The organism is Allolucifera butyrica (genome assembly GCF_900476375.1).
Lineage (GTDB): Bacteria > Bacillota > Negativicutes > Sporomusales > UPPP01 > Lucifera > Lucifera butyrica.
In genome coordinates this window covers 32518-44903 of sequence record NZ_UPPP01000084.1, presented here as the reverse complement: position 1 = coordinate 44903, position 12386 = coordinate 32518, and the positions used below count along the sequence as shown (strand labels likewise).

11 protein-coding genes are annotated in these 12386 nt (G+C 42.6%); 8 read left to right on the top strand and 3 right to left on the bottom strand.

Annotated elements, in window-relative coordinates:
• The 5 genes from LUCIF_RS17210 to LUCIF_RS17190 all read left to right on the top strand — a co-directional run.
• Positions 1-584: transketolase family protein (locus tag LUCIF_RS17210; protein ID WP_279386970.1), on the top strand; the 584-nt coding region annotated here is incomplete at its 5' end.
• 59 nt (positions 585-643) lie between these two features.
• A complete protein-coding gene (larAH6, locus tag LUCIF_RS17205) occupies positions 644-1897 on the top strand; it encodes a nickel-dependent malate racemase, LarAH6 family (RefSeq protein WP_122629126.1) in 1254 nt (417 codons plus the stop codon).
• Between the two features lie 336 nt (positions 1898-2233).
• Positions 2234-3352, top strand: a complete 1119-nt coding sequence (locus LUCIF_RS17200; RefSeq protein ID WP_122629125.1) for a sugar ABC transporter substrate-binding protein — start codon at positions 2234-2236, stop codon at positions 3350-3352.
• Between the two features lie 122 nt (positions 3353-3474).
• The gene (locus LUCIF_RS17195) at positions 3475-5013 is read left to right on the top strand and encodes a sugar ABC transporter ATP-binding protein (protein ID WP_122629124.1); all 1539 of its coding nucleotides are present in this window, start codon (positions 3475-3477) and stop codon (positions 5011-5013) included.
• 32 nt (positions 5014-5045) lie between these two features.
• Positions 5046-6251: a sugar ABC transporter permease gene (locus LUCIF_RS17190; protein WP_207857959.1), complete on the top strand. Its 1206-nt coding sequence runs from the start codon at positions 5046-5048 to the stop codon at positions 6249-6251.
• Positions 6252-6322: 71 nt separating this feature from the next.
• Here LUCIF_RS17190 and LUCIF_RS17185 read toward each other — a convergent pair whose 3' ends face one another.
• The gene (locus tag LUCIF_RS17185) at positions 6323-6640 is read right to left on the bottom strand and encodes a nitrous oxide-stimulated promoter family protein (RefSeq protein WP_122629122.1); all 318 of its coding nucleotides are present in this window, start codon (positions 6638-6640) and stop codon (positions 6323-6325) included.
• Between the two features lie 383 nt (positions 6641-7023).
• On the opposite strand from LUCIF_RS17185, the gene LUCIF_RS17180 reads away from it, so the two are divergent.
• Both LUCIF_RS17180 and LUCIF_RS26175 read left to right on the top strand, forming a co-directional pair.
• Positions 7024-7701, top strand: coding sequence for a response regulator transcription factor (locus LUCIF_RS17180; RefSeq protein WP_122629121.1), 678 nt, complete (start codon positions 7024-7026; stop codon positions 7699-7701).
• Between the two features lie 86 nt (positions 7702-7787).
• On the top strand, positions 7788-7928 hold the full coding sequence (locus LUCIF_RS26175; protein ID WP_165866040.1) for a hypothetical protein: 141 nt from the start codon (positions 7788-7790) through the stop codon (positions 7926-7928).
• A gap of 96 nt (positions 7929-8024) precedes the next feature.
• Here the strand turns inward: LUCIF_RS26175 and LUCIF_RS17175 are convergent, their stop codons facing one another.
• Both LUCIF_RS17175 and LUCIF_RS17170 read right to left on the bottom strand, forming a co-directional pair.
• The gene (locus LUCIF_RS17175; protein ID WP_122629120.1) at positions 8025-8573 is read right to left on the bottom strand and encodes a CBO0543 family protein; all 549 of its coding nucleotides are present in this window, start codon (positions 8571-8573) and stop codon (positions 8025-8027) included.
• Positions 8574-9068: 495 nt separating this feature from the next.
• On the bottom strand, positions 9069-9914 hold the full coding sequence (locus LUCIF_RS17170; RefSeq protein ID WP_122629119.1) for a PRD domain-containing protein: 846 nt from the start codon (positions 9912-9914) through the stop codon (positions 9069-9071).
• Between the two features lie 337 nt (positions 9915-10251).
• Here LUCIF_RS17170 and ptsG point away from each other — a divergent pair, with 337 nt between their 5' ends.
• Positions 10252-12282 (top strand): glucose-specific PTS transporter subunit IIBC, encoded by a 2031-nt coding sequence (ptsG, locus tag LUCIF_RS17165; protein WP_122629118.1) that lies wholly within the window; start codon positions 10252-10254, stop codon positions 12280-12282.
• The last annotated feature ends 104 nt before the right edge of the window (positions 12283-12386 follow it).

Here is a 12386-nt window from a genome sequence, read left to right as displayed (position 1 = left end):
TGCCCTTTGAGGACATGGGTATCGTCCGGACCATACCCGGCATCACCATCTTAGAACCGGTGGATTCGGTCATGCTGCGGGACCTGATCAAACAGACCGCCGAGGGCTACGGCGTCTACTACATTCGTCTCTTGCGGAAAAATGCCGTGAAAATCTATGAGGACGGTTCGACCTTTCCCATCGGCAAGGGAGTTACCCTGACTGAAGGCAGCGACGTCACCCTCATTGCCAGCGGCATCTTAGTCGACGACGCCTTAACGGCGGCGGCAGAGCTAAAAACCAGAGGCATCTCGGCCAGAGTGGTCAACCTTTTCACCCTCAAGCCCATTGATAAAGAACTGATTATCCGCTGTGCCGCCGAAACCGGCGCGATCGTCACCGTGGAAAACCATAACATCATCAACGGCCTGGGCTCGGCGGTAGCGGAAGTACTGGTGGAAAATCAACCCGTACCGATGGAACGGGTCGGAGTCAATGACCAGTTTGGTGAAGTGGGACCCCAGGATTATCTCAAACAGCGTTTTGGCCTGACGCCGTTGGCCATCGTCAGTAAGGTGGAAACGGTACTGCGGCGGAAAAGATAATGGAAAAACCGGATAACAGACAGGACTCTGTCTGTTATCCGGTTTAAAAGGAGGTCTTTATGGAATATAGTCTCGGTTTTGATAAGAGCACAATGAACGTAACGATTTCCGACCACAATTTGCTGGGCGTATTGCGTGCAAACAAAATGGAAATTGAACTAACGGGAGAAGAAGAAGTGATTCGAGCCTTGAAACGGCCTATCAATGCCCAAAGACTGCGGAAAATTGTAAAGCCTGGCGAAAAAATTGCTATCATAACCAGTGATATAACCCGGCCTATGCCCAGCAAGACTGTTTTGCCGCCGCTTTTGGACGAACTAAGAGAAGCGGGAGTTCAAGACGGAGATATTACCGTCGTATTTGCCCTGGGCAGCCACCGGCGGCATACGGAAGAAGAAAAAAAGTATCTTGTTGGCGATAAAGTATATGAACGGGTTCACTGTGTCGATGGCGGCGTTAACGGGTTCAGGCATTTTGGGCACACTGCGGACGGGACTCCTGTAGATATTTGCAATATAGTGGCCGACGCTGACCGAAGGATATGCCTCGGCAATATAGAGTATCATTATTTTGCCGGCTACAGCGGCGGGGCCAAAGCCATCATGCCGGGCGTGTCTACCAGGGCCGCCATTCAGGCTAACCACAGCAGAATGGTTGACGAACGTTCTCATGCCGGAAATCTAAACACCAATCCGGTGCGGCTGGATATTGACGCTGTGGCAAAATATATATCCATTGATTTTATTCTAAATGTGGTATTGGATGAACAAAAAAAGATTATTAAGGCGGTTGCCGGTCATTATATTGACGCCCACCGCGAAGGATGCCAATTCCTGGACCGGTTTTATAAAATTAAAATTCGCGAAAAAGCGGATGTCGTAATTACCTCATCAGGCGGATTTCCCAAAGACTTAAATCTTTATCAGGCGCAGAAAGCATTAGATAATGCGAAACATGCTGTGAAAAAGGGCGGAATTATTATCTTCGTGGCCTCCTGCAGAGAAGGCTTTGGTGAAAAGACCTTTGAAGAGTGGATCGTCGAGGCGCGAGAGCCGGATGAATTGATTGACAGGATTAAGAAAAATTTCAAACTGGGTGGACATAAAGCAGCGGCCATAGCTATGGTGATGCAAAATCAAAAAGTTTATTTAGTATCTGATTTGGACGATTTTCGAGTCAAAAATATATTTTTTGAGCCATTCCATGATGTCCAAAGCGCATTGAATCATGCGTTAGAGGAACTTGGCAATGAGGCAAAAGTTATTCTCATTCCGCAGGGAGGTTCCATTTTACCGGTAGTAGGGGATCAATAGTTTGTTCAGAGTGACTATTCAACTTAGCGAGATAACCGCCGGGGATAATTGTAAAAAGCAAGATAATGAAAGTCTTGGCTAAGATTCCTTAAAAAAACTGAATATTCTATTGATATCTAAACAAGAAATCTATAGAATATTTAAAATATTTTGGATAAAATGAACCCAAGATCGAAGCAGAGAATTTAGAGTTTATTTCTTTAGGATATGGCGAAGCAACAACTACAATAACAATGAAGTATTTCTTGGTTCGTAAGAATACCCGGTTTAGCTATTATTTTGTATCTGCCAGCAACAGATACAAATAATATAAAAAGTAAGGGGAGGAATATTCCAGTGAAACTCAGTAAGAAAATCTCTGCGCTATTATTGGTTCTGGTAATGCTTGTCTTTATTATCATGGCTGCTGGTTGCGGCAAAGACAGCGGTTCTTCAAACTCATCAGAAAGAAAGGCAGCAAAAGACATCAACCACATCAAAATTGGTGTTTCCATTGGCACTCTTAAACAAGAACGTTGGCAACGTGAAATTGACATGTTTAACGATTATGCAAAGAAGAACGGGTTTCAGCTTTTAGTGCAAGTGGCTGATGATGACCCGCAAAAGCAGGTTTCTCAATGTGAAAATCTGATAAACCAGGGTGTCAATGTTCTGATTGTCCAGTCTATTGATGCAAACGCCTGTGATCCGATTGTCAAGGAAGCTCATGCGGCCCATATTCCTGTTATATCCTATGACCGGTTTATTATGAACTCTGATTTAGATTATTATATTACATTTGACTCCGTAAAAGTGGGGGAAGTAGAAGCGAAATTTATTGTGGATAAGGCGCCAAAGGGCAACTATATCTGGCTAAAAGGCGGCCCTGAAGACAATAATGCTCATTTGGTAGCAGAAGGACAGAAAAAAATACTTCAGCCCTATATTGACAGAGGAGATATAAAAGTAGTTCTGGAACAGTGGTGCAAGGGATGGGATCCTGACCAAGCACTCAAAAATACGGAAAACGGTCTTACTATAGCACAAAACAATATTCAAGGAATTATCGCCTCGAACGATGGTACTGCCGGTGGTGCGATTCAGGCACTTGCTGCCCAGGGACTTGCGGGTAAGGTGCCAATTGCCGGTCAGGACGCCGATCTGGCTGCCTGCCAGAGAATCGTGGAGGGTACTCAGACGGGAACTGTATATAAACCAATTGCTAAACTAAATAGAGCGGCCATAGAACTTGCTGTAGCGCTTGCCCTAGGTAAAGACCCCAAGTCTGCCATAGACCAAGGACTTGGTGAATGGAAAACACTGAATAATAACTTTAAAGATGTTCCTAGCTACTTCGTAGATGTTACCGCAATTGATAAATCTAACTTATATAAGATTCTTATCAAACAGGATAAATTCCAAAAATTGGCAGATGTTTATAAAAATGTACCGCAGGATCAATGGCCGAAAGAATAGTTTGGACTCGTTTATGCCAGGCTGATGATGTATAGAGATGATAATAATTTTTATGCATCATCAGCTACCCCCTTCTTTTTTTATGGAAGATGATCAATATACATCGATTGAGAGGTGTAAGCGTGCAAGAGTATATATTGCAGATGCAAAATATCACAAAGAAGTTTCCGGGAGTCAAAGCTTTAAATAATGTAAATTTTAGTGTTAAAAAGGGTGAGATACATGCTCTGGTTGGTGAAAATGGTGCTGGCAAATCTACATTAATAAAAATTCTATGCGGGGTATATCCCTATGGTACATATGAAGGACAAATAATTTTTAATGGAGAGGAAAAAAGGTTTGCAACGATTAAATGTGTTGAGAATGCAGGTATAGCTTGTATTCACCAGGAGTTGCACCTGGCGCCTGACCTTAGTATCAGCGAGAATATTTTTTTGAACAATAAACCCAACCGATTTGGCATAGTCAATTTTGACGAGATGTATAGAAAAACTATGGAATTACTCGGGAAAATCGGTTTAGATATTAAGTCAAAAAATGGGGTGACTCCGAACGATAAAATTAGAAATCTTGGTATTGGTCAAAGACAATTAGTTGAAATTGCCAAAGCGTTATCTGTAGAAGCCAAGCTGCTGATTTTAGACGAACCGACGGCTGCATTATCGGAAGCCGAGACTGGAATACTTTTAAATATTCTTGATGGTTTAAGGGAAAAAGGCGTTACCTGCATATATATATCGCATAAGCTGGATGAAGTTATGCAAATAGCCGATACAATTACTATTCTGAGAGATGGAGAGACCATTGAAACCCGTGAAAAGAAGAACATGAGTAAAGAGACAATGATAAGGTTAATGGTTGGGCGTGAACTGAAAAATATGTATCCGAGGGTACCCCATAGACGGGGAGCACTCTCTTTCGAACTTAAAAATTACAGTGTCGCCCATCCGGATATTATGGGGAAGATGTTGATAAATAATGTGAACATTAAAGCTTATAAGGGGGAAATTCTGGGGATTATAGGCTTGGTTGGCTCAGGACGGACAGAATTGTTTACATCGGTCTTTGGGGCTTTTAGTGAGCCGGCTAGGGGAGAAGTTTTTATCGAAGGAGAAAAAGTCGATATCAAAAGCCCGATGGATGCGTTGCATAACGGATTCCTTCTGCTAAGCGAGGACAGAAAGAAATTTGGGCTTAATCTTATAATGAGCATTAAGGAGAATATTATTCTGGCTGCTTTGAGAAAAGTGGCTCATTGGGGTGTTATAAATAGCGATAAGGCTGTTTGTGAAACAAATAGATACATCAATGATCTCAAAATTAAAACTCCTAGTTGCGAGGTTTTAGCCAATACATTAAGTGGCGGTAATCAACAAAAAGTTGTTTTTGCGAAATGTTTGATGACAGTACCCAAAATCATAGTTTTGGACGAACCGACACGAGGGATTGATGTTGGTGCAAAGTATGAAATTTATAAGATTATGAATGAACTGGTGGATCAAGGCGTGACAATTATTATGATTTCTTCCGAAATGGAAGAAATATTAGGTATGAGCGATAGAATAATAACTATGAGCAATGGCATCATAACGGGGGAGTTTGAAATTACTGAAGCAACACAGGAAAAATTAATGCATGCATCAGCGAGAAGGGAGAATTAATTATGGGGAAGCCGTCCTTATACAGATCCAAGTTGTTTAATATTGAAAAACTTGATGTGAGAACCTATACAATGTTTGTTGCACTTATTATTATGTGGATTGGATTTACCTATTTTACAAGCAATGGTTTTACGAACTTTGGGGGTTCATTTTTAACCTCAAGAAATTTATCTAATCTTCTTCTGCAAATGGCTATTACTGGTATTTTAGGTACAGGCGCGGTACTGGTTATTGTGTCAGGGGGTATTGACCTTTCGGTAGGGTCGGTCATGGGCTTTATTGGTTGCATGGGAGCGGCTCTTCAAGTATGGTATCACATGAACACGGTTGAGGTAATTCTTATATGCATTACAACTGGTTGCCTCATAGGTCTTTTACAGGGAAGTTTGATCGCTTATACAGGAGTACCGGCCTTTATTATAACACTTGCTGGATTATTTGTGTTTAGAGGTGGTGTTCTTGGGATTACTAAGGGGACTACAATTGCACCGTTGGAACGGTCATTAGTTTATTTCGGACAAGCTTATCTTAGCGATTTTGTTACTATTATTATTGCAATGGTTGCTATACTGTTTTTAGTTGGTAGTGAAATTCGTAGACGCATAGCCAAAGAAAAATATCATAATGTTGTAGAACCTTTAGGCAAGATGGTGCTGCGCTGTATCGGCTACTCTGCGATTATTTTAATCATTGTGGCAATCCTTAACAGTTATCGTGGCCTTCCTGTTCCTGTTTTTATAATGTTGTTTCTCGTGCTGATATTTTCATTTGTTGCTGAAAAAACAATTTTTGGCCGGAAACTATATGCTATTGGTGGTAACATCGAGGCGGCAAGATACTCTGGAATAAATGTTGAGAAGAATATGTCGTTAGTGTATGCTCTGAACGGCTTTATGGCTGCCATTGCCGGTTTAATATTGGCGGGGCGGCTGAATGCGGGGACCCCGGAAGCCGGGCTAAATCTTGAATTAGATGCAATTGCCGCTGCGGTTATAGGCGGAGCAAGCTTGACGACAGGCGGCGTTGGCAGGGTAGCCGGTGCAATTCTGGGTGGTTTAATAATGACAACGATGGACAATGGCATGAGCATGATGAACTTGGATGCATATTGGCAATATATAGTAAAGGGGATAATTTTAGCCGCCGCTGTTTGGTTTGATGTTAAAACAAAAAAAGGAAGAACCAAAGTTAAAGCAAGCGGCAGTACTCTGGAGAATCAAGTAAGTACAGATTTATAAAAGAATTGCCATGGAGGGAGAAAAGATATAAGAGATAAACTGAAAGACCGCCTTAAGCGGTCTTTTTTATGCTACCCGGGATTATTCCTCCAGGAATCAAGCCAATGGGCCAGGGCTAGTAACGGGTGTTTAAATAGTAACCGGGGACCGGAATAGCGCATGACCTGAATGATTTTCTCGCGCATATCCCGGCGGTAACAATGAACCGGGCATTGGCGGCAAGCCGGTTTCTTTTCGCCAAATTTACAATGCTGAAGGTGCTGGAGTGCATATTCCAGCAGGGAATGACAGCCTGGGCACAAGGAATCGCCGATTTTATGACAGCCATAGCAGTAAATGGCAATCATTGTTTTTAAAATTTGTTTTTCCCGGGAAAGCCGACGATTCATAATCCGCCATGGGCCTTTCTTGTCATAATTTTGTTACAAGTTATTGGTAAAATACAAATAAAAGAGTAGAGGCTCTTTCTACTTTTCATAATAGGGGGGAGACCCATGCTATTACTGGGTTTTATTTACGGCCTTATTTTTGTTGCTGTACTGACTGCAGGTTTGATTGTATGTAAGTATTTTGATTTGCTGTAGTTATTATTAATACTATTACGTAGGCACATATTCCTTTTAAAAAACCCTTACATTTGTGGGGGCTTTTTTTCTTATATGTTAAATTTAGCACGTTCTGTAACAAATTTGTCAAAAATAAATTGTATTATATAATTAGCTGGTAATTTTTGTCGGTTATTACAGCAAATTCCTAGGGAGGCATATGATATATGAGTATTAAAATATTGGTTGCTGATGACGAAAGTAATATCTGTCATGTTGTACAACTTTACCTGGAAAAAGAAGGCTTTACCGTGTTTACGGCAGCCGATGGGGAAGAAGCACTGCAGATAGAAACGACGGAACAACCGGATATTCTGATTTTGGATGTGATGTTGCCTAAATGTTCCGGTTGGGACATTTGTCAGTCATTACAAAGAAAGGTTCCAATAATTTTTCTTACTGCCAAACATGCCGAGGATGACAAAATGACCGCGTTTTCGCTGGGAGCAGATGATTATATTACCAAACCGTTTAGCCCCCGTGAATTAGTTGCCAGAGTCAGGGCTGTTCTCCGGCGTTGCGGTCTATTGTACGGAGTCGGCACTACAATTGATTTTCCGGGGTTGAGCATTAGTCCCAGTACACATAGTGTCAAACGCGAGGAAGAAGAAAATATACTCTCGCCCAAAGAACTGGAGCTGTTGCTTTTTTTGGCCCGTCATCCGAAGGTTGCTTTTTCGCGGCAGCAACTGCTGGCCAATGTTTGGGGCTATGATTTTGAAGGGGCTGACCGGACCGTTGACGCCACTATTAACCGGTTAAGGCATAAAATTGATACGTCGGTTTATGCCTACATTCATACTGTGTGGGGGATTGGCTATAAGTTTGAAGTGATTGCCAAATAAGCTTTTGATACATTCCTTTGTGTCTGTCTCGCACTGTGATTCATATTATGTAGTATAACCCTTGTAAAAGGAGGGGGATGCTATCAATGGGAATTTTCACGTTGGCCCTGCTATTCCTGCTAATCGGCGGCGGCTTACTGCTGACTTCCTTTTTGTTTTCATCTATTGGCATTGTATTGCTGGCCGGTCTGATCCTTCTGCTTTTATTAGCGCTCATCGCCTGGTAGCAAGCTAAAGACCGGCTTCGATAAATAATTCAGATGAAATGTCGTTGTCTGTAACTTCTTATTTGCCTCGCGAAAGCGGGGCTTTAATTTTTTCCCCTATTGGGACGAAAAATTCTTCAGCCATAGGATTAAGGCTTTCAGTGTTACCCCAACTAAAATGTATATAGGAAATGAATATATGTATTTCCAGTGAAGTAATTCGTAAATATCAAGCCGAACCAAGAGGGGTTCGCCGAGCAAGGCCAAGATAGCCGACAAAATTACCAGGGCTTTTATAAAAGAATTCCATTTGGGAAAATATTGATAAATAAGCATATAGATTATAGGCAGAATAACGAAGTGGACCCATAAGATATGCGGAAATTGCGAAATAGCATGATATTTATAACGCCATAAACGATACTCATAGCCGAATTCATCTAAAGAAACGCAGGCAATTGCAATCCACGAACCAAAAAGTAATAGTTCGATTATATTTTTTTTATCAACCAATTTTACCCAGATTGCTATGGCAAGCACCGTGACTGCTGTCAAAAGAAGCCAGGGGACTGATAAGAATTCATACTTGGCCCAATGCAGGTAACGATGATAGGCTAAAATGTTTTCTAAATCTCTGACATATTCGGATGAAGGAAAATGATTCATCTTTCTCGCGCTCCCTTGAGTTAACCCATAGTATATTCTTTACACACGGAGATAAATCATACGATTCATAGTCCTGGTTTAGGATGCCTGTTGTCTGATGAATTTATAGAAAATAAATGGGTAAACTACATGGCGATGGATTTTATTTCTTCTTGCAGCAGCCTGGTTTGTCTGCTAAAATTTATAGTCACATGTCTGTCACATTTCATCATTATAATGGGAGACATGAGAAAAGTTGTTGCAGTCGCAACCGGTTTGCAGCGTGCCGTATGAATTCAGTCCCGCCGCGGCGGGATTATTTATAGTAAGGAGATGATAGAATATGCTGGAAACCTTGTTTTATATTCTGTTGACGGTCGGTTTTCTTTTCTATCTATATCGTGTCAATAAATTACTGGATGAATAAAGAAGGTTATATTGAAAATAGCAGTATAAAAGGCTGACCTATTGACAGTAGGTCAGCCTTTTCGCAGGTTGGCGCGTTACTCTTCCGGGTTAGTCGCCGGTCCGGCTGGTAATTGTTTTAATGTGCATGGACATATAGCCTAGTTCGGCTTCGGGAAGAGAAATGCCATATTCTTTTTTTAGATAGAGGCCGATTTTTATGGCGCAGGCAAATTCCCGCTGGTACTTCTGCTGAATGATCATAAAAATGTCCTGATCAATTTCGTGCAGGGTCTGACCACTGTTCAGCCGTTGCAGAGTAAACTGCAGGTGGGTAATCAGGCGGTGATAGGCAATGGTTTGGTCGTCGATACGGATGCGGAAATCCTTTTCAATCAAATCAATAACACCTTTTATGATGGTGGGAATTCTCAGGGAGGAGGAAATTTCACTCTGATTGAGTTTGGCAGAGTGGATATGAAGGGCAATGAATCCGGCTTCATCCTCCGGGATCGACATATGCAGTTTATCTTCGATCCGCTGTTTGGCCCATTGACCGATTGCGTATTCTTCTTTATACAAAATCTTAATTTCCGTCAATAACTTATTATTGATGGGAATGCCTGCCCTGAGCCGTTCAATGGCAAACGCAATGTGGTCGGTTAAAGATATATGAATGTGAATATTGAGTGCGCTCTTTAATATTTCTTCGGCATGGCTGATAATTTCTTCCGACAGTGTAATATATTCTTCCGGAATGGATTTTAAAATTTGCGCAAACTTACTGTAAGTTATTTTGTTTTCAATAATGAACAACTTTTCAATTTGGGCGGAATCAATGCGTTCATTGATGCGCGACTGAAAGCCAAGGCCTTTCCCGATAGCAATCTTCTCCGTATCATTCTGTTCATCATAGATTACGATGGCGTTATTGTTCAACCTTTGTTTTACACGCATGAGAATTTCCTCCGGGTGAGATCTTTAATAGCGTATTTAAGTATAGCGCAGAAATGAAAATGTCACCAGCAAAAAAATTGAAAAAGTTTAATAATTTTGTATTGAGTTTACAATAAGACTATGCTATATTAATTACATAGGAATAAGAAAATTGAATAATTTTGTTATCCAGAGCGTGTTACTGATTCGATCAGGCATGAGCAATGGTTAATAGAAAATACCTTTTTCCGGTTCGCGTCGATAGGACGATGAACATGAAAAATGTTATTTTATATTAATCATGCTCATGCCTTTTGTGTTTTGGTAACATCCCCATTTTACAAAGGAGGAATGAGTCGTGTTTAAGAAATCATTTGGTACGTTGCAGAAAATTGGTAAGGCACTCATGCTGCCGGTGGCAATTTTGCCTGCGGCCGGTCTCTTGTTGGCCTTTGGCAACGCGTTTCAGAATCCGCAGTTGCTGCACTTTTTGCCTGTACTTGGTGCGGATGGGTTTCAGGGACTTTCGCGCATCATGGAACAGGCAGGTAATGTTATTTTTTCCAACCTGGCGTTGCTGTTTACAGTAGGCGTATCCGTAGGGCTGGCCGGTGGGGAAGGCGTTGCCGGGCTGGCGGCGATTGTCGGTTTTTTAATTCTGAATATTACCATGGGGCAGATGGCCGGTGTTACCAGCGCCGTGCTGAAAAATCCCATGTACACCATGGTATTGGGGATTCCTACCTTACAAACCGGTGTGTTTGGCGGTATTATGGTCGGCGTTTTGGCCGCGCAGGTATACAAGCGGTATTATACGATTGAACTTCCTTCTTATTTGGGTTTCTTCGCCGGCAAGCGGTTTGTGCCGATTGTTGCCGCTGTATATTCGCTGATTTTGGGAATTGCTTTAACCTTTGTCTGGCCGCCGATCCAGCATGGTTTGTTTTATCTTTCCCATAATATGATTGATACCAATAAAACATTAGCCGCATTTATTTTCGGTGTTGTCGAGCGGTCCCTGATTCCTTTCGGTCTGCACCATATCTGGTATAATCCGTTCTGGTACCAATTTGGCGAATATGTTACCAAATCGGGACAAATTGTAAATGGCGACCAACGGATTTTCTTTGCACAATTAAAGGATGGGGTTCCTTTTACGGCAGGTACATTCATGGCCGGCAAGTTTCCCTTTATGATGTTCGGTCTGCCGGCAGCCGCTTTGGCCATGTATCATGAAGCCAAGCCGGAGAAGAAAGCGCTGGTTGCCGGGATTTTTGCCTCGGCTGCGCTGACTTCTTTCTTAACGGGGATTACGGAACCGATTGAATTCAGTTTCTTATTTGTAGCGCCTCTCCTGTTTGCGATTCATTGTGTTTTTGCCGGCTTGTCATTTATGATCATGCAGCTTCTTAATGTAAAAATCGGTATGACCTTTTCCGGCGGGGTTATTGACTATTTGTTATTCGGCGTATTGCCGAACCGGACACAGTGGTGGCTGGTAATTCCTGTCGGATTGGTTTTCGCTGTGATTTACTACTTTGGTTTCCGGTTTGCCATTCGCAAATGGGACCTTAAAACTCCCGGACGGGAAGACGACAGTGAAACCGAGGACGGTGCGGAGGTTGTATCGGGAGGATCCCTGGCTGCTGATGTGTTGACGGCGTTAGGCGGAAAAAGCAATATTGCGAATCTTGATGCCTGCATTACCCGGCTGCGTATCAGTGTAAAAGATATCAAGCAGGTTAAGAAAGGCGAATTGAAACGGCTGGGTGCGGCCGGCGTAATGGTAGTGGGAAATAACATTCAGGCTATTTTCGGCACCAAATCGGATCAGCTCAAAACGCAGATGCAGCAGGTCATGAGCGGTATGATGCCTGAACCGGATGCCGGCATAGCGGCGTCGATGGAGACCGCCAAGGTTGATAAGACGGCTTTCGCTAAAAACTTTGTGATTCCTGTGGATGGAAAACTACTGCCCTTATCGGCAGTTCCGGACAAGGTCTTTTCGCAAAAAATACTGGGCGATGGTTTTGCCATTGACCCGGCTAACGGGGAAGTCGTTTCTCCTGTGGATGGAACGGTTACTACCTTTTTCCCCACGAAGCATGCCATTGGCATCACGACAGAGGACGGCATGGAAGTATTGGTTCACTTCGGGATTAATACGGTGGAACTGGCCGGTGACGGCTTCACGGCTCTGGTGGAACAGGATGCGAAAGTAAAAGCCGGGCAGCCTCTGTTGAAGGTAAACCTGGAAGAAGTACAGGGAAAGGTCCCGTCGGTAATCACTCCGGTAATTTTTGTGAATTTAGCGGCAGGAAACCAGGTGATTTTTGAAGAAGGGCGTAATGTAAAACGCGGTCAAAAACAAGTGGTTCGGATCGGTTAAGCCGGTTAGAATAAACAGGGTGTCGCGGAGTTTTCCGCGGCGCCTTGTTTTTTTATGGGCACTGAGCCCTGCGCTATGGACCGATTTTTTCTTATGGGGTCTGA